Genomic DNA, 17,511 nt, shown 5'->3' on the forward strand with positions numbered 1-17,511 from the left:
CCGGGACGACTCGCTACCATGACAGGGCCACCGGCCCAGGGAGTTTCATGTCACACGTGCCCGGGACGCCAGCCGACCTGCTGCGCTCGCTCACCCGCGCCGAACGGCTGCTCTCCCGCCGGCTGGGCGCCATTCTGGCCGACGACGCGATCAGCATCGAGGCGTGGCGCGTGCTCTGCCTGCTCGCCGACGGCCAGGGCCACCCGATGAGCGAGGTGTCCGCCGAGGCGTCGCTGCCGCCGGGCACCCTCACAAAGCTGGTCGACCAACTCGTCGACCGCAACCTCGTCTTCCGCCGGATCGATCCGATCGACCGCCGACGCATCCGGGCGTACCTGACCGCTCGGGGCCGCCGTGAGCACGCCCGCCTGGACGAGCGGGTCCGGGCCAGCATCGCCGAACTGGGCATCATCGAGATGGGCGTCGCGGAGACCAGCGAGCCGGGCACGCCCCGGGCCGCCAACCTCGTACGCCAGCTCGACGACCTGATCGACCGCCTCGACCCGGCCCGGCAACGAGTGCACGCCGACGCGGCCGGCCCACACCGCTGACCCCTCCCCGCTCCCCTTCCCCGCTGACCCCTTCCCCTTCCCGCTCCCCGCTCCGCGCTCCCGTTTCCCGCTCCCCGCTCCGGGCTGCGGGCGTTCGGCTCCGGGCGTTCGGCTCCGGGCGTTCGGCTCCGGGCGTTCGGGCTCGCGGTTCGTTCGGCACGGCCGTGAGCGCGGCCCGACCTCCCACCCCACACGGCAGGAAGCGTGATGTCTGTGAGTCATCGTGATGACTCACAGACATCACGCTTTCTGGAGTGTCCGCCGGCCGGCACCGTCGTGCTCTGCACCAACCTGGCCTCGGGAACGGTTTCGGCGGTCGAGGCCAATCCCCGCTCGGCCGCCGCGGGGCACACGGGCCATGGCGGCGTCGCGCAGGGCCAAGACGGCATTGCGCCAAGACCAGCAAGACCAGGAGGACCAGCAGGCCCAGCAGGACCGGCAGGCCCAGCAGGACCGGCAGGACCGCCAAGACCAGCAAGACCGCCAAGACCGGCACTCGGCCCGGTAGCGGCTCCTAGACCGTTAGGTGGGTGCGCAGGGTGTGCGCGTCGGGAGCGGTGGCCGTCCACAGTGTGGCGGGGCCGCCGGCCAATGGCAGCCGGGCGACGCTACCCTCGGCCGTTGGCGGTTCGGCGGGTCGCGAGGGGTCGACCACCAGCAGCGATCCGGTGGCCGGGGCGCCGCCAAGGACCGCCGGGCCGGCCCAGCCCGGCGCTTGCGGTCCCACCGCGAGGGACTGACGCAGCAGTGGTCGACCCGCGTAGTCGACCTGGGTGTGTACGACGGCGCCGCCGGGCGCCTCGCCGTACCGGCCGCAGATCAGCTCGTCGCGCCACCGCAGGCTCGCGCCGGCGGCCAGCTCGATCCGGGACTCGGCGAGGTGCGCGCAGCCGGCCGCCGCGACCAACTGTTCCGGAAGCCAGTGCAGCGTGGCGTCGGCGTGGACCACCGCCCGCACCGCCATCCGGGAAACGGCACCCGCGCGACCCGGCAGGGCGATCGACGCGGCGACGCTGTGCACCCGGACGGCCGCGCCCGGCCCGACCTCGATCTCCAGGCGCAGATCGTCTCCGGCGAGTGGTCCGGCCGCCCCGCCGACGAGGTGCACAGTGGCGACACCACCGTCGGTCGGGGTCTGGCGCAGCAGCAACGGCGTTTCGCCGTGCAACTCGACCAGGGCCGTACCGCCCCGACCGTCGGCCCGGGCGACCAGCCGAGCGAGCGCTCGCATCAGGCCGGGCCGACCGGCACGGTCTGTGGGTGCAGGGCGGCGTGGTGGGCCAACTCGTGCCGGATCCAGTCCGCGACCGACGTTGCCGTGGGGTCTCCCACGATGGACAGGAAGAGGGTCGGGAGGTCGCCGCGCCGGGCCCGCGCGTCACGATCCATGACGGCGAGGTCGGCACCCACCATCGGCGCCAGGTCGGTCTTGTTGATCACGAGAAGGTCGGCGGCGGTGACCCCCGGCCCGCCCTTGCGGGGCACCTTGTCCCCGCCCGCCACGTCGACCACGAAGATCTGCCGGTCGACCAGCCCCCGGCTGAAGGTCGCGGTCAGGTTGTCCCCACCGCTCTCCACCAGGACGAGGTCCAGCGGGCCGACCGCCTCGGCCAACTCGTCAACGGCGTCCAGGTTGGCGCCGATGTCGTCGCGGATCGCCGTGTGCGGGCAGCAACCGGTCTCCACCGCGCGGATCCGGGCCGGGTCCAGCACGCCGGCCCGCCGGAGGAAGTCGGCGTCCTCGGTCGTGTAGATGTCGTTTGTCACCACGCCGAGCCGCAACTCGTCGGCGAAGGCACGGCAGAGCGCGGCCACCAGGGCCGTCTTACCGGAACCGACCGGTCCGCCGATGCCGACCCGCAGGGCACGGCCGGCACGCGCCAACGGCGGATGGGGGTCCACCCCGGGCTCCGGATGGGTGTGCGGAACGGTCTCGTCATGGGGTGGCATGGCCGGCGGCGCGGCCGCCGACGGAGTGATCGGTTCGACGGCGGGCACAGCGCTCGGCACAACGGTGTCAGGACGCAAAGAGACGCACCTCCCAGGTGGCATGGATTTCGGCATGAATGTCGGCCAGTGGAGCGGCGGCGGCCGGCAGCCGCTCCGGTGGGTCGTCGGCGGCCCGCGCCGCGTCGGCGGCCGTGCCGTCGCAGGCGTCGGCCAAACCGACCAGCAGGGCCTGGACCTGGTACGGGTCGAGGCCGAGCAGACGTACGCCGGCGCTGGCCGCCCCGGTCAGCGTCCCGTACGCGGCGATCGTGGCGGTCTCGACGCGGGACAGCCCGGCCGCGGCGCAGAGCAGCCCGAGCACCAGCGGTTGGTGTGCCCCGCCGGGCGTCGCGGGCAGATCGGCGAACGGGGCGTCCGGCCAGATGGTCCGGCCGGCACGCAGCAACGCCCGGCCCTGTCGGCGCGAGACCGCCCGTAACGCCGGGGCGGCGGTACGCGCGTCCAGCTCCGCGTCGAGCCGAGCCAGCGCCCGCGACCGAGCGGCGGACTCAGCCGGCGTGTCCGACGGTCGGGCGGACCGGGCCGGGTGCGCCGAGCCGATCGGCTCGGGCATCGCCACCCGGTGTGCGGCCGCCGCGAACGCCGCGCCGACCAGACCGGCGGTGGCCAGTCGCCCGGCCAGGAACGCCTCCAACGACGCCAGGTCGGTGACCCGGCCGGCGGCGACGGCCGCCTCCAGACCACCGGAGTGCGCGTGCGCCCCGGCCGGGAAGCGTCCGTCGGCCAACAACAACAGCAGGCTCGGCGTCGCCATCAGAACAGGAAGTACCGCTGGGCCATCGGCAGCCGGGTCACCGGGTCCGGCTCCACCACCTGCCCGTCGATCCGTACCGTGAAGGTGTCCGGGTCCACCTCGATGCGCGGCATCGCGTTGTTCTCCGGCAGGTCGGCCTTGCCCCGCGACCGTACGTCACTCACCGGCACCACCCGACGACGCACGTCCAGGCGGAGCCCGGCGTCCAGCGCCGCCGGGGCCACGAAGGCCAGGCTGGTGGCCGCCGCCGCCGCGCCGTACGCCCCGAACATCGGCCGGGGCAGCATCGGCTGCGGTGTCGGGATCGAGGCGTTGGCGTCGCCCATCTGGGCGTACGCGATCATGCCGCCCTTGATCACCAGCAGCGGCCGGACGCCGAAGAACGCCGGGTCCCAGAGCACCAGGTCGGCGAGCTTGCCCGGTTCGACCGAGCCGACCTCCCGTTCCAGGCCGTTGGCCATCGCGGCGCAGATGGTGTACTTCGCCACGTACCGTCGGGCCCGATGGTTGTCGGCGGGCCCGTCGCCCGGCAGCGCGCCGACCCGGTCCTTCATCACGTGGGCGCTCTGCCAGGTCCGCGTGATCACCTCGCCGACCCGGCCCATCGCCTGCGAGTCGGAACCGATGATGGAGATCGCGCCGAGGTCGTGCAGCAGGTCCTCGGCGGCCATCGTGGATGGTCGGATCCGGCTCTCGGCGAAGGCCAGGTCCTCCGGCACCGACGGGTTGAGGTGGTGGCAGACCATCAACATGTCCAGGTGCTCGGCCAGGGTGTTGGCGGTGTACGGCCGGGTCGGGTTGGTCGACGACGGCAGCACGTTCGGTTCGCTGGCCACGGTGATGATGTCCGGTGCGTGCCCGCCACCGGCTCCCTCGGTGTGGTACGAGTGGATCGCCCGCCCGCCGATCGCCCGCAGGGTGTCGGCGACGAAGCCGGCCTCGTTGAGCGTGTCGGTGTGGATCGACACCTGGACCCCGGACGCGTCCGCCACCCGCAGGCAGGCGTCGATCGCCGCCGGTGTGGTGCCCCAGTCCTCGTGCAGCTTGAAACCGCCCGCACCGGCCCGCAGTTGTTCCCACAGCGCCTCGGTGGAGACGGTGTTGCCCTTGCCAAGCAGCAGCACGTTGACCGGCATGGTGTCCAGCGCCTCGTGCATCCGGGCCAGGTGCCAGGCGTTCGGGGTGACGGTTGTCGCGCGGGTCCCCTCGGCCGGCCCGGTGCCGCCGCCGACCATCGTGGTGATGCCGCTGGCCAGCGCCTCGGTGACGATCTGCGGGCAGATGAAGTGCACGTGGGTGTCGACAGCGCCGGCGGTGAGGATCCGCCCGTTGCCCGCGATCACCTCGGTCGACGGGCCGATGACCAGGTCGGGGTGGACACCGGGCATGGTGTCCGGGTTGCCGGCCCGGCCGAGGGCCACGATGCGCCCGTCGCGCAGCCCCACGTCGGCCTTGACCACTCCCCAGTGGTCGAGTACCACCGCGCCGGTGATGACGGTGTCCAGTGCCCCTTCGGCGCGGGTGGCACGGGACTGTCCCATCGACTCGCGGATCACCTTCCCGCCGCCGAAGACGGCCTCGTCGCCGCCCACGCAGTGGTCGGTCTCCACCTCGATCAGCAGGTTGGTGTCGGCCAGTCGGATCCGGTCACCGGTCGTCGGGCCGTACAGGTCGATGTAGCGGTCCCGCCGCACGGCGCTCACCGCGGCGACCCGTCGGCCGTGACCGCGTGCGGCGACGGGTCCAGCGGTCCCGCGCACTCTGCGCGCAGGCCCGGCACGACGCGTGCGCCGCCGAGTGGCACGAGGTCGACGCTGCGGTTGATGCCCGGCTCGAACCGGACGGAGGTACCGGCCGGAACGGCGAGCCGTTGGCCCCAGGCCGCGCCCCTGTCGAACGACAGCGCCGGGTTGGCTTCGGCGAAGTGGTAGTGCGAGCCGACCTGCACCGGGCGGTCGGCGGTGTTGACCACGAGCAGTGTGGTCACCGGACGACCCACGTTGATCTCGACCGGGTCCGCCGCCGGCAGGATCTCCCCGGGGATCACGGGATCGGGTGGTGCACCGTCACGAGCTTGGTGCCGTCCGGGAACGTCGCCTCCACCTGCACCTCCCTCAGCAGCTCGGGGATGCCGTCCTGGACGTCGTCGCGACCGAGAACCGCCCGGCCGGCGGACATCAGGTCGACCACCGACCGCCCGTCGCGGGCCCCTTCGAGGAGGAACGCGGTGATCACCGCGACGGCTTCGGGGTAGTTGAGGCGCAGGCCGCGTTCGCGGCGGGCGCGGGCGACATCGGCCGCGACGTGGACGAGCAGGCGGTCCTGCTCGTGCGGGCTGAGGAACACGGGGCTCTCCCGGTGGGTCGGCGTGCCCCGGCTCGTCGTCGGCTCCGCACGGAGCCACGCCGGGCATCAGCGCCCGGGGACGAGCTGGGAGTCACACGACCGCCGGGTCACCGCCGACGGGGCGACCCGGGACTCCACCATCCCGGCCCGCACGACGGGCAACCGGCGGTGTCGGGTCGGATGCGGACCGCACCGCCCACCGCTGAGCAGACCGTAGAGGATCGCCACCGACCGAGGCAACAGTCCATCAGGGATCTGGTCGGCTACCGGTCCGTGTTCCGGTGGAGCGGCAGGCAGGGGATGATCACCGGATGACGGCGACGAAGGGTACCCGGGCACTGCTCGGTGTTCTGTTCCTGGCGGCGGCCACGGTCGGGGCGTGGATCCTCTGGCTGGGCTGGGACACCCGGTACACGGTCGACGCGCAGACCGGCGCGAGCAGCGGCCCGTACGAGCCGTGGCAGGTGATCGGCTGTGTGTTGACGCTCGTGCTGCTGGCCGCGCTCGCCGGGACGCGGCTCAGCCCGTGGCTGGTGGCGCCGGTGATGACTGTGGCGTTCACGGCGGTGTGGTCGTGGCGGGCCGCGTCGACCGACGACAGCGGGTTGTGGGTGGTCGGGGGGATTCTGGTTCTGGTCGGCATGGCGGCCGGCAGCACCGTGGTGAGCCTCGCGGGGCGGCGGGTCGGCCAGCGGTTCACCGGCTGATCCGCGCAAGCCTGTTTCGTGCGGGCGATGCCTACTCCCGCCAGCCGGTCAGTTCCACCCCACTGGCGCCGACGGCGCGAATCGCAGCCGGCACACGGTACGCGGTGGGTGTACCTTGGCGAGTCGCTATATGCGGCCCGGCTAGCTCGCCGGCAGATCAGCGGCACTGGCGTACGTACGGATTCGCCGGCTTCGGTAACGGATCGTTCTGGTTGTGTGATCCCGAGGTGTGGCAGCCGGCGGTCGACGCGTGGACCAACGGCCTTGCCCTACCGGAAGAAGAACGATGGATTGCCGTGAGCCGCAGCGCGTTCGGCGATGTGCAGGTGTGGGGGCAGCAGACAGGCTCACGGTTGACGATCAGCGCGCAGTACGGGTGGGTGGTCCACACGGATCGGGCGGACCGCGCGATGTCGGACGATCGCCGCGATGACCGGCTCTACGCGCTGTTGATGTCCCAGGACCGCCGCAGCGTTGACCTTCACGGCGCCGACAGGAAGCCGTTGTTCGATCGGATACTCGCACTGCGTGGTCCGGTGGGCCCCGACACCATCTATGGCTTTGTCCCGGCCTTGGGTCTCGGCGGGGCGCTGCGCCCCGACCAGGCCGAGATCGTCGACGGACCCGTTCATCTGGAGCTGCTCGCCGACCTCTCCGAGCGCCGCGTCGTGGACAGGGAAGACCTCCTGCACATGTGGATCGGTCAGTGACCGGCCCAGGCGCCGCCGACAGCCGGACGGCAGCTGGGCGCCAGCGAGCACGGCCGGGCCTTCGCCTGTGCCCGTCAACCAGCCTCCCCGGCCGGCGTTGATGGTGTGGCGGCCGGTGCGGGCTACCGACACGGGCCTGAAGGGGCGTGCCGCGCGCCTCCTGACCAGTGACCCGACCGACGATGCCGGATGGCCTGCCGACCTGCCTGCAGGTGTGACGGACGTGGTCATCGTCGAGGACACGCCCAGCCCGACAGCCACTCTGATGGTGCAGACCAGCGGGGACGCCGCTCCGACGAGGACGCGGGTCAGGTTTGACCAGCTCGCGGTGCGCGATGCGGTCGTAGAGGGGTGACTGCGGTGTCAATGGGTGTTGTTCAGGTCATGGTCGTCGGACTGGCTGTGCTTCTGCGACTGACGACGTTCGGCTGGTACGCCATCATCGCGACCATCGTGAGCGCTTTCTCGCTCGGCATCGTGCCCGCGATCGTGCTGGGGCCGCTGATCTACGCCGGATTCGCCGCGCCACCGTCTGCGTGGCCCCTTCTCGTCGCGGCCGACGTCCTGCTCCTGGTGTCTGCGTTGACCTTCGAGGACGGCGGTGACAACGAGGGCACGACTCCGCTGGAGGTGCTCACCGGCCGTCGTGGACTGTCCGGTCGCGCCACGGACAGCGCGTTCCGGTTCTGCGGCAGCGCCTACCTACTGACCCTGCCGGCACTTGTGGCTTGGACGATCGCCGGTTAGCCGGAGGCAGCCGGTCAGCGGGATCCGGCGGGCTGCGGCGCTGCCACGCCGGCGAACGGGACGTCCACGTGGTCGCCGGTCCCGGTGCTCGGGGTCGGTGTGCTGCGTCGGGCCTGGTTCAACGTGGGCCGGCTCTGGGCCGGGGTGCTGGTGGCCGCGGGTTTGGTGACGCTGATCCGGGCGTGAGCGTCCATCGTGGAAACGTGTGATGTGTGATCTCATGTCGTGGTGATCACCCCGACTCCCCTCATGCGTCTGGTGGCCGGTGTGTGGGGGTTCAAGACCCTCGCGGCCGGCGTCGAACTCGGTCTGTTCACCCGGCTCGCCGGCGGGCGGACGATGACCGTCGAGCAGGCCGCCGCCGAGTTCGGGCTGCCCGACCGGCCCGCTGACCTGCTGCTGGCCGCCAGTGCGTCGCTCGGCCTGTTGGAGAAGGCCGGCGACGGTTACCGCAACTCCGAGTTGGCCGAGCAGTTCCTGGTCGAGGGCCGCCCGTACTACTTCGGGGCGCAGGTTCGCTACTCGGACCTGCGCACCTACCTGCCCTGGCACCGCATCGGCGACGCCCTGCGCACGGATCGACCGTTGACTTGGGATCCGGAGGCCCAACAGTCGATGTTCGACACCGAGGACCCCCAGATGCTGGCGCAGTTCTGGGACGCGATGTTCTCCACGTCGAGCTTCACCGCCAGCGCGCTGGCCGACGCGTACGACTTCTCCGCGCATCGCCGGTTGCTCGACGTGGGCGGCGGCGCGGGCGCGTTCCCGATCGAGTTCTGCCGACGCCTGCCCGAGCTGCGGGCGACCGTCCTGGATCTGCCGCACGTCTGCGTGCGCGCCCGGGAGCGGATCGCCGAGGCTGGGCTGACCGGGCGGATCGACGCGGTGGCCGGTGACTTCCTCGCCGACCCGGCGCTGCCGGACGGGCACGACGTCATCCTGCTCAGCATGATCCTGCATGACTGGGACGAGCCGACGAACCGGGCGTTGCTGGCCCGCTGCCACGCGGCGTTGCCGTCCGGCGGGGCGATCGTCGTCTGCGAGCTGTTGCTCAACGACGAACGCACCGGACCGCCGGAGGCGGCCCTGATGGGGATGAACATGCTTGTCGAGACCGAGGGCGGCCGGAACTACTCGGGCGCCGAGTACGCGGCGTGGCTCACCGACGCCGGCTTCGTCGACGTGCGTACCGTGCCGTTCGACGCGCCGGGCGCCAACGGCGCGGTGGTGGCCCGCCGGCCCTGACCGACGACGACACCCGGCCCCGGTGCGAACCGTGGGCCGGGTGTCGCGGCGCCTCACGGCGCGGGCGTCCGATCGGCTACCGGTACGGGTCAGGCGCGAGCCTTGGCGGGCTGCTTCATGAAGTCCAGAACCGCCTTGTTGACCTCGTCGGCGTGGGTCCACGGGATACCGTGCGGCGCGCCCTTGAGCGTGACGAGCGTGCCGGTCGGCATCATCGGCCCGAGCCGCTGACCGGTCACCGGATACGGCAGCACCCGGTCCTGGTCACCCTGCACGATCAACACCGGAATGTCGATCTTCGGCAGGTCCTGACGGAAGTCTTCCTGCCAGGCGTTCACGCTGTCGTGGGTGGCCTTACCGGAGGCCATCGCGCCGATCTGCCAGTGCGCCCGGTACGCCTCTTCGCTGACCCGCTTGCCCATGTTCTGGTCCGGGTTGAAGAACGCGTCACAGAAGGACGTCAGGTAGGCGAACCGGTCCTTGATGATGGCGTCCTGGAAGCCCTTGAACAGGCTCCGCTCGACGCCCTCCGGGTTGTCGCTCGCCTTGGCCAGCATCGGTTGCAGCGGGCTGAGCAGCACCGCCCGGCTGACCCGTTGCGAGCCGTAGTTGCCCAGGTAACGGACCACCTCGCCGGTGCCCATCGAGTGACCGATCAGGGTCACCTCGTTCAGGTTCAGCTCGGTCATCAACACGTCCAGGTCCGCTGCGAACGTGTTGTAGTCGTACCCGAAGGCCGGCTGGGCGGAGTTACCGTTACCGCGGCGATCGTAGGTGATCGTCCGGTATCCGGCGTCCTGCAACGCCCGCGTCTCCTTCTCCCAGGTTGCGCCATTGAACGGGAAGCCGTGGATCAGCACCACCGGCTTACCGGAACCGTGATCCTCGTAGTACAGGTCGATGGGCGCGGAGTTTTCCGTCCCCACGGTGATGAAAGGCATGTTTGTCTCCTGCTCCGGTCTCGGGCTGTCGGACCCCCCGCGCTTTCCCGTCGGGTCGCCGGATATGCGGGCCCTCAGATCGGGCGCGAACGGCAGGCGCAGAGCTTCCGCGGGCCGCCCGTGTCGTCCTAACCTCGGGGGGTGAAACTTCCGCCCCGGCTGCGGGCCGTCAGCGACCTGCACGTCGGGCACCCGCAGAACCGCGCATTCGTGCAGGATCTACACCCGGACAACGAGGGCGACTGGCTGCTCGTCGCCGGTGACGTCGCCGACCGGTTCGCCGACGTCGAGTGGGCACTCGGGCTGCTGAGCAGTCGGTTCGCGCGGGTCGTCTGGGCGCCGGGCAACCATGAGCTGTGGACACCACCGCGCGACCCGGTCACGCTGCGCGGCGAGGAGCGCTACCGCGAACTGGTGCGGATGTGCCGGCGGCTGGGGGTGCTCACCCCGGAGGATCCGTACCCGGTGTGGGACGGCGACGGCGGCCCGGCCACCGTCGCCCCGCTCTTCGTGCTCTACGACTACACCTTCCGGGTGCCCGAGGCGCGCACCCAGGAGGAGTCGCTGGCCTTGGCGTACGCGGCCGGTGTGGTGTGCACGGACGAGGCGCTGCTGCACCCCGACCCGTACCCGAGCCGGGAGGCGTGGTGCGCGGCCCGGATCACCGAGACCGAACGCCGGCTGGCCGAACGCGACACGGCGCTGCCGACGGTGCTGGTCAACCACTACCCGCTGGTGCGGGAACCCACCGACGTCCTGCTGTATCCGGTCTTCGCCCAGTGGTGCGGCACCGTCCGCACCAGCGACTGGCACCTGCGCTTCGACGCGGCCACAGTGGTCTACGGGCACCTGCACATCCCCCGCACCACCATCCACGACGGGGTGCGTTTCGAGGAGGTCTCCCTCGGCTACCCCCGCGAGTGGCAGCCCCGAGGGCCGGTGCCCGACCCGGTGCGCACCATCCACCCGGCGGACGACTGGCGCCGGCGCTGGTCCGTCAGCGGGTGAGGCCGTCAGGTTCTCCGCAGCGGCCCGAACGCGGCCCGCACCTCGGCGGAGAAGAGTTCCGGCTCCTCCCACGCCGCGAAGTGCCCGCCGCGGTCAGCCTCGTTGAAGTAGGCGATGCCGGGGTAGACCGCCTCGGCCCAGCTACGCGGAGCGGCCCAGATCTCGCCGGGGAACGTGGTGAAGCCAACCGGAACCGTGACCGGCGGCGGAGCCTGACCGGCCGCCTGGGCCGCTGCTTGAAACCGCCCCTGCTCCCAGTACCACCGGGCGGACGAAGCGCCGGTGCCCGTCAACCAGTACAGCGTGATGTTGTCGAGGATGCTGTCCCGGGTGAGACCGCCGGCCGGCTCACCGTCGAGGAACGCGCGGGAGATCTTGTAGTAGCTGTCCGTGTCGTGGTCGAGCATCCAGGCCGCCATCCCGACAGGTGAGTCCAGCAGCGAGTAGCCGATCGTCTGCGGCCGGGTGGACTGCTCCAGGAAGTAGCCGAAACCGTCCATCGAGAACAGCTTGAGCGCCTCGAGCGCGGCACGTTCCTGCTCGGAATTCGCCGGCAGCTTGTCCTTGATGCCGACCGCCCCGGCGAGCAGGTTGACGTGGATGCCGAGCAGCCCCTCGGGTGCTTGACGTCCCATGGCGTCCGTGACGGCCGCGCCGACGTCGCCGCCCTGTGCGACGTAACGCGAATACCCGAGGCGGTCCATCAGTTTCGCCCACGCCTGTGCCATCCGCGCGGAATCCCAGCCAGGCTCGGTCGGCTCGCCGGAGAAGCCGTAGCCCGGCAACGACGGCAGCACCAGGTGGAACGCGTCCTCGGGCGTGCCGCCGTGCGCCGTCGGGTCGGTCAGCGGGCCGACGACCCCGAGCAGCTCGGCGACCGAGCCCGGCCAGCCGTGCGTCATGATCAGCGGCAGGGCGTTCTCATGCTGCGACCGTACGTGGATGAAGTGAATCTCGACGCCGTCGATGTTCGTCGTGTACTGCGGCAGCGAATTCAGCGTCGTCTCGCACGCACGCCAGTCGTAATCGGTCATCCAGTAGCGGGCCAACTCCTGGATCGTCGCCAGCTGCACACCCTGCGAGCGATCGGTGACCAACTCGCGGGTGGGCCAGCGGGTAGCCGCAATCCGGCGACGCAGGTCGGCGATCACGTCCTCCGGCGTGTCGAGCCGGAAGGGACGAATTTCGCTGTCGTTGGACATCTTCCCCACCTCGCAAAGTCGAGTCGGCCAGCGCCGATGCACCGACGTGCCGGCACTCGCCCAGTCTCACAGCGGGCCGACGCCACCCGGGCCGAAACGCGAATCGCCGACGCGACTGCGCGTCACACCCATGGGATGATCAACCAGTGGGTGAACCGGACGAAGTCGACGAGAACTGGCTGAACGGCGAGGACGTTACCTGTCGGGAGTGCCACGAACGCCTCCACCGCCTCGACCACTCGCCGCTGCTGGACTGCTATTTCCTCTACTGCGACAGCTGCCCGATGCGGGTGGATGTCGGTTACTACGACAAGACGTTCAGGACCATCGCGGACGCGCTCCCCTCCGAGGACAGGGCCTACCCCACGCTGATGGCGGCACTTGAGGCGCGGCTACGACGATGCGACTGCGGCGGGCGGTTCCGTGACTCGGCACCTCGGCGCTGTCACCGGTGCTCCACCGTCCTGACCGACATCAGCGAGCCCTCCGGTGTCGACGTCTGGCCGGGTTGGTGGACAGATGAGACGGACACCGGCTCCCTGGAGGAGACGTTCACCGCCAGGTACTTCCGCACCGAGGACCTCTGGGAGCACTGACCCTGCCGTTACGCACCGTCCACCCGGCCTACGACCTGCGCCGTCGCGCGTCCGTCAGCGGGTGAGGCCGACCACAGTGGCCAGTCGCGCCACGCCGGCCGGCGCCGGTCGCGCGCGGGCAACATCGGCGATCACGGTACGCGCCAGAGGCCGACACCGAACCTCAGCCGGCGCGACACTGTCCGCAGCTCGTCAGCGCGGCGGCTCTCGCCGCCGCCAGCGGCGGCCTAAGCAGCCTGAAGCAGCAGCGTCCCACCCACCGCCCACTCCCACCGCCCACTCCCGGCGGTCGCCCTCAACCCGGTGATCGCCCTGACCTCGGCTACCGCGCCGACCTTCGTGATCAAGAGGTTTGCGGGAAGTTTGACCTTCAAAAGTCCCGCAAATCTCTTGATCACCATCGTGGGATGAGGGCCGTGACTCACGCCCGCGCTGGGGGCACCGACGCCGCCTGCGACTGGGGTCGGGAGTTGGCGCAGCACGCTTCAGGCATCCATTCGGCGTTAGAGCTTCACCTTGACCAGTTCGCTAGCGTCACCAAGGTGACCTGGACGGAGCCCGCCACGTGGTACGCCAACCTGGCTTCGTTCTACGCCGCCGCTGCGGCCTTCATCACCGACCCGGCCGGCAACGTGCTGCTCGTCAAGCCATGTCGTCCTCCGAGCGGCCATCCCGACGGCTTCGGTCAGCGCCCGAGACCGTCAGTTCATCCGGCGCCTCAGCTGACCACCGCGCTTTAGGCTCATCGAGCGCTTGGAGGCGAAGTCACCCGAGAATGCGCAGTCGTCACGAAGCACTGGGACTTCGACGGTTCTCGTTGCGGCAGCTCACGTGAACCTGTCCGCCTCGACGTTGGCCTTGGCGATGTGCGGCTTGCGCCCGTGCGATGAGATGGGCGGCCGCCGCTCCCCCGGCGGCCGCCCACGCCTCGGTCAGCTGGCGTAGACCTCCAGCGTCGACAGCTGCCCGGCCGGCCAGCCGGTGTTGCCGGTGACGGTGATCCGAACGTAGCGCGCCTGCGCAGCGCTGAAGGTCAGCGTCACCTGATTACCAGTGGCCGGGTTGAAGGTCCGCCCCGCCGACCCAACGAGCGTCCCGAAACTCCCCCCGTCGGTGCTGCCCTGCACGGCGAGAGTCTGCGTCCGGCTGCCCCACGCCGACGACGGCGGCAGCTTCAAGACCACCCGACCGACAGTGCGCGAGGAACCCAGATCGACCTGCACCCACTGCGGGAACGCGCTGTTGGCGCTCTCCCAGTAGCTGTTCGCGTCACCGTCCACCACGTTGCCCGACCCGTAGCTCTGGACGTGGCTGCTCTCCGACGTGGGTCGGCCCCGGGCGAGGTCCGAGTTCGCCGCGGCGTCCGTGGTGGCGGTGACCGCCGAGGACGCGCTGGAGGTGTTGCCGGCGCCGTCGCGGGCGGTGACGGTGAAGGTGTACGCGGTGGACGGGCTGAGCCCGCTCACCGTCGCCGTGGTGCCGGTGACGGTGGCGACGACGGTGCCGCCCTGGCGTACCTGGTAGCCGGTTACCCCGGTGTCGTCGGTGGAGGCCGTCCACGCCAGGGACACGCTCGTCGACGTCTTGCCGGTGACGGTGAGGCCGCTCGGGGTGGTGGGCGGGCTGTCCGGGACGGTGGTGCCGGCGTACACCTCGACCTGGGCGAGTTGGGCGGCCGGCCAGCCGGTGTTGGCGCTGATGCTGAGGCGGACGTAGCGGGCCGTGGTGGTCGTCAGCGTGCGGGTGACGGTGTTGCCGGCGGCCGGGTCGAAGGCGAACGCGGAGGCCCCGGCGATGGTGGCGAAGGAGCTGCCGTCGACGCTGCCCTGCACGGTGATGGTCTGGGTGCGCGCGCCCCAGCCGGCGGGCAGCCGCACCACGAGTTTGTTGACCTGGTGGCTGGCGCCGAGGTCGACCTGCCACCAGTGCGGGAAGGAGCCGCCGCCGCTCTCCCAGTAGCTGCCGGCGTTCGAGTCCACGGCGTTCGACGCCGGGAACCCGCCGCCCTGGCTGCTCGCCGAGGTGGATCGGCCGGCGGCCAGGTTGCCGGTGACCGGTGGCGGGGTGCCGACCATCGGTGGGGTGGGGCGTACGGCGGTGAGCGCGAGTTGCCCCTTGAGCATCCGGCCGCCGTCGGCGGTGATCCGCAGGTAGTAGTCGGAGGAGCAGGCCACGCCGTCCTCGTCGAGGGCCCGGATGTTCGCGCCGGCCGGGGTGGTGGCCTGGGTCTCGGACGTCTTGGCGATCTGGTTGCCCTCGTTGTATTCGTCGAACATGGACACGTACAGGCCCTGGGAGCCGAGCCGGACCATGTTGTAGATGTGCCGCCAGTAGAAGTCGCCGTGTTTGCGGTGGCCCCCGGCGAGGTCGCCGGGCATCACGCAGGGCAGGTAGTCGATGCCGCGCGCCGCGCAGTCGGCCATGTCGCCGACGTTGACGTTGTTGTAGTACGAGTCCAGCTCCTCCACGGTCCTGGCCCGGTAGACCATCCAGGGCGAGATCGCGTGGAACGCGTGGTAGACGTCGAGGAAGCCGGGGCGGGAGTCCTCGATGCCCTGCCGCCACCAGGTCGGTACGCCACCGATGACGTAGCAGCCCTGGGCCTTGAACCAGTTGATGACCTCCAGGCAGGGGCCCGGGGTGAAGGGTCGGCTGGGTTCGCTGAAGCCGAAGCCCCAGATGCAGACGACCGGTTTGCCGTTCTGCCGGGCGTACGCGGACGACGCGGTGTGCGCGGCCATCTTCGTCGTCCAGTCGGTCTTGATCTCCGATTGGAAGGTCAGCCAGTCGGTGACGTCGTACATGATGTAGAACTTGCGGTTGTGCCGCTCGGCGGCGGAGCGGACCTTCTGGGTCATCGCGTCGCGGGTGGGGCCCTCGTCGCCCATCGGGTTGAACCGTTGCAGCGCGGCGGTGTCGCAGCCGTTTTCCTGCATCCAGCGGAAGTGGGTGTCCACCGTCTGCTGGTCGTAGGAGGAGAAGAGGGTGGCCGGCTGGCCGTTGCCCAGGTTGGGGTAGGCGGTGGGATAGGTGCGGGTGTACTCGCGCATGTCCGGCCAGGACACGATCGTGGTGTTGGCGGGCGAGGGCGGCTGGAACCGGTCGCGGCCCCAGTGCCACCATCCGCCGATCGGCGCCCCGTCGCCGGGTGCGCTGAACCAGCCCTGGTAGCCGACCGTCACCTTGCCGACCACGTCCCCGGGAGGACTGGCGGCCTGCGCGGGGCTGGACATGCTGGTGAGCAGCTCGGTGGTGGAGGCGGTGGCGAGGGCGGACCCGGCCAGCACCGATGTGACGAACCTGCGGCGGGAGACCGCCATGACGACCACTCCTTCGGGACGGAAGGCATTGACGGCCATCGTGGCAGCAGTGGATGCCGACCCGCAAGAGTTAGACTGATCAATGAAAATCCCGATCAGATGACGGGAATTACGCGCTGAGTCCTCAGCCGCTGACGGCGCGCTCCAACGCCCGCGCCGGGGACAGCATCTGGCTGCCGGCCTGGCGGCGGCGGGCGTCACGCACCGTCATCCGTACGCCCTCGGTGAAGCCGATCTTCGGGTACCACCCGAGCAACTCGCGCGCCTTCCTGGTGTCCAGCGCCATGTTGCGCACCTCGCCGGGCCAGGGCAACGGCTCGTAACGGGCCGCGTTGCCGACACCGGACGCCTCCCGGACGGTGTCGTACACCTCGTTGACGCTTGTCTGCCGACCCGAGGAGATGTTGACCATACCCACCCCGGGGTGGTGGCAGGCGACGGCGATCGCCTCGGCGACGTCGCTGACGTGGATGAAGTCCCGGGTCTGCGTGCCGTCGTCGTAGATCACCACCTGCCGGCCACCGAGCAGCGCGTCGGCCATCAGGGACACCACGCCGCAGTCGCTGCCCTCCTGGCGGGGCCCGTAGACGTTGCCGAACACCATCGAGGTGTACGGCAGGCCGTGCTGACGCCCGTACCAGTCGAGGTAGTGCACGCCGGCGGCCTTGCTGACGCCGTACGGGCTCACCGGGGCGATCGGGTAGTCCTCGCGGACCGGCAGGTCGTGGGCGGGGACGCTGCCGAAGATGGCGCTGCTGGCCGCGTTGATCACCAGCCGTACGCCGCCGCGGGCGCAGGCGTCCAGCACGTTGACGGTGCCGAACACGTTCACGTCGGCGTCGTACAGGGGTGACCGCCGGGCCGCGGGAACACTCGGCTGCGCGGCGAGGTGCACCACCACGTCCGGCTGCCACTGGTGGATGACATCGACGCCCTCCGGCGTACGGATGTCACCCGAGACGACGTCGGCCTCGGTCAGTCCGCCGTACGCGGCGTCGGCCAGGTTCTCGATCCGGCCGGTGGAGAAGTTGTCGAGCACCCGGACCTGGCTGCCCATCAGCATCAGCCGGGCGACCACGTGGCTGCCGATGAAGCCGGCGCCGCCGGTCACCAGCACGCGCCCGGGAATCAGGTCCGTCGGCGGGTCGACACCGGCGGCAACAACTGGCTGGTCCATGTGGAACTCCTTGGAACGACGGGGTTTCGGCCCTCAGCGGCAACCGGGCGACCGGGCACGACCGTAACCCACTAAATACCCACTAAAGGTGCGTTTCGCTCAACGGTCTGGGTTGATATGCGACGTTCAAAGCAAGACGTCCTGTTTTTACCCATCCGGGACTATTGGGGCATTTGTGACTAGTAACTTACTCCCGG

The 17,511-nt window shown here is 70.6% G+C and carries 20 protein-coding genes; 9 read left to right on the top strand and 11 right to left on the bottom strand.

The window, feature by feature from the left end; genetic code table 11:
* The first annotated feature begins 47 nt into the window (after window positions 1-47).
* Entirely contained in the window at window positions 48-551 is a 504-nt protein-coding gene (locus NIE111_RS00225; protein ID WP_238682417.1) for a MarR family winged helix-turn-helix transcriptional regulator, read from the top strand.
* A gap of 514 nt (window positions 552-1,065) precedes the next feature.
* On the opposite strand, the gene NIE111_RS00230 is transcribed toward NIE111_RS00225, so the two are convergent.
* From NIE111_RS00230 to NIE111_RS00255, 6 genes are all read right to left on the bottom strand, one after another.
* Window positions 1,066-1,782 (bottom strand): urease accessory protein UreD, encoded by a 717-nt coding sequence (locus NIE111_RS00230; RefSeq protein WP_238682418.1) that lies wholly within the window; start codon window positions 1,780-1,782, stop codon window positions 1,066-1,068.
* On the bottom strand, window positions 1,782-2,501 hold the full coding sequence (gene ureG / locus NIE111_RS00235; RefSeq protein ID WP_372488264.1) for an urease accessory protein UreG: 720 nt from the start codon (window positions 2,499-2,501) through the stop codon (window positions 1,782-1,784). The genes NIE111_RS00230 and ureG overlap by 1 nt, the downstream gene beginning before the upstream one ends.
* 67 nt (window positions 2,502-2,568) lie before the next feature.
* Window positions 2,569-3,315: an urease accessory protein UreF gene (locus NIE111_RS00240; RefSeq protein WP_238682420.1), complete on the bottom strand. Its 747-nt coding sequence runs from the start codon at window positions 3,313-3,315 to the stop codon at window positions 2,569-2,571.
* Entirely contained in the window at window positions 3,315-5,018 is a 1,704-nt protein-coding gene (locus NIE111_RS00245; RefSeq protein WP_238682421.1) for an urease subunit alpha, read from the bottom strand. The genes NIE111_RS00240 and NIE111_RS00245 overlap by 1 nt, the downstream gene beginning before the upstream one ends.
* Window positions 5,015-5,362, bottom strand: a complete 348-nt coding sequence (locus NIE111_RS00250; RefSeq protein WP_308193602.1) for an urease subunit beta — start codon at window positions 5,360-5,362, stop codon at window positions 5,015-5,017. Before NIE111_RS00250 ends, NIE111_RS00245 begins: the two co-directional genes overlap by 4 nt.
* On the bottom strand, window positions 5,359-5,661 hold the full coding sequence (locus NIE111_RS00255; RefSeq protein ID WP_030335444.1) for an urease subunit gamma: 303 nt from the start codon (window positions 5,659-5,661) through the stop codon (window positions 5,359-5,361). Before NIE111_RS00255 ends, NIE111_RS00250 begins: the two co-directional genes overlap by 4 nt.
* Window positions 5,662-5,972: 311 nt before the next feature.
* Between NIE111_RS00255 and NIE111_RS00260 the strand changes: the two genes are divergently transcribed.
* The 4 genes from NIE111_RS00260 (at window position 5,973) to NIE111_RS00270 (ending at window position 7,825) form a co-directional block, all read left to right on the top strand.
* On the top strand, window positions 5,973-6,368 hold the full coding sequence (locus NIE111_RS00260; RefSeq protein WP_238682422.1) for a hypothetical protein: 396 nt from the start codon (window positions 5,973-5,975) through the stop codon (window positions 6,366-6,368).
* Between the two features lie 104 nt (window positions 6,369-6,472).
* Window positions 6,473-7,078, top strand: a complete 606-nt coding sequence (locus NIE111_RS00265; protein WP_308193603.1) for a GAD-like domain-containing protein — start codon at window positions 6,473-6,475, stop codon at window positions 7,076-7,078.
* Window positions 7,079-7,178: 100 nt separating this feature from the next.
* Complete coding sequence (locus NIE111_RS32500; RefSeq protein ID WP_443677120.1) at window positions 7,179-7,433, top strand: DUF7161 family protein; 255 nt, start codon at window positions 7,179-7,181, stop codon at window positions 7,431-7,433.
* A gap of 29 nt (window positions 7,434-7,462) precedes the next feature.
* Window positions 7,463-7,825 (top strand): hypothetical protein, encoded by a 363-nt coding sequence (locus NIE111_RS00270; protein ID WP_238682424.1) that lies wholly within the window; start codon window positions 7,463-7,465, stop codon window positions 7,823-7,825.
* A gap of 14 nt (window positions 7,826-7,839) precedes the next feature.
* Here NIE111_RS00270 and NIE111_RS00275 read toward each other — a convergent pair whose 3' ends face one another.
* Window positions 7,840-8,019: a hypothetical protein gene (locus NIE111_RS00275; RefSeq protein WP_238682425.1), complete on the bottom strand. Its 180-nt coding sequence runs from the start codon at window positions 8,017-8,019 to the stop codon at window positions 7,840-7,842.
* A gap of 34 nt (window positions 8,020-8,053) precedes the next feature.
* On the opposite strand from NIE111_RS00275, the gene NIE111_RS00280 reads away from it, so the two are divergent.
* Window positions 8,054-9,070 (top strand): methyltransferase, encoded by a 1,017-nt coding sequence (locus NIE111_RS00280; RefSeq protein ID WP_238682426.1) that lies wholly within the window; start codon window positions 8,054-8,056, stop codon window positions 9,068-9,070.
* An 89-nt stretch (window positions 9,071-9,159) separates the two neighbouring features.
* Here NIE111_RS00280 and NIE111_RS00285 read toward each other — a convergent pair whose 3' ends face one another.
* Window positions 9,160-10,011: an alpha/beta fold hydrolase gene (locus NIE111_RS00285; protein ID WP_238682427.1), complete on the bottom strand. Its 852-nt coding sequence runs from the start codon at window positions 10,009-10,011 to the stop codon at window positions 9,160-9,162.
* Window positions 10,012-10,152: 141 nt separating this feature from the next.
* Between NIE111_RS00285 and NIE111_RS00290 the strand changes: the two genes are divergently transcribed.
* Window positions 10,153-11,019 (top strand): metallophosphoesterase family protein, encoded by an 867-nt coding sequence (locus NIE111_RS00290; RefSeq protein WP_238682428.1) that lies wholly within the window; start codon window positions 10,153-10,155, stop codon window positions 11,017-11,019.
* 5 nt (window positions 11,020-11,024) lie between these two features.
* Here the strand turns inward: NIE111_RS00290 and NIE111_RS00295 are convergent, their stop codons facing one another.
* Entirely contained in the window at window positions 11,025-12,221 is a 1,197-nt protein-coding gene (locus NIE111_RS00295) for an epoxide hydrolase family protein (protein WP_238682429.1), read from the bottom strand.
* A gap of 146 nt (window positions 12,222-12,367) precedes the next feature.
* Between NIE111_RS00295 and NIE111_RS00300 the strand changes: the two genes are divergently transcribed.
* Both NIE111_RS00300 and NIE111_RS00305 read left to right on the top strand, forming a co-directional pair.
* Window positions 12,368-12,817: a hypothetical protein gene (locus NIE111_RS00300; RefSeq protein WP_238682430.1), complete on the top strand. Its 450-nt coding sequence runs from the start codon at window positions 12,368-12,370 to the stop codon at window positions 12,815-12,817.
* Between the two features lie 542 nt (window positions 12,818-13,359).
* Window positions 13,360-13,557, top strand: a complete 198-nt coding sequence (locus tag NIE111_RS00305; protein WP_238682431.1) for a hypothetical protein — start codon at window positions 13,360-13,362, stop codon at window positions 13,555-13,557.
* A 192-nt stretch (window positions 13,558-13,749) separates the two neighbouring features.
* Here the strand turns inward: NIE111_RS00305 and NIE111_RS00310 are convergent, their stop codons facing one another.
* Both NIE111_RS00310 and NIE111_RS00315 read right to left on the bottom strand, forming a co-directional pair.
* Entirely contained in the window at window positions 13,750-16,137 is a 2,388-nt protein-coding gene (locus NIE111_RS00310) for a galactose-binding domain-containing protein (protein ID WP_238682432.1), read from the bottom strand.
* A 124-nt stretch (window positions 16,138-16,261) separates the two neighbouring features.
* Window positions 16,262-17,314, bottom strand: coding sequence for a GDP-mannose 4,6-dehydratase (locus tag NIE111_RS00315; protein ID WP_238682433.1), 1,053 nt, complete (start codon window positions 17,312-17,314; stop codon window positions 16,262-16,264).
* Between the last annotated feature and the right edge of the window lie 197 nt (window positions 17,315-17,511).

The organism is Micromonospora hortensis (assembly GCF_022230935.1).
In the GTDB taxonomy this organism is placed as follows: domain Bacteria; phylum Actinomycetota; class Actinomycetes; order Mycobacteriales; family Micromonosporaceae; genus Micromonospora; species Micromonospora hortensis.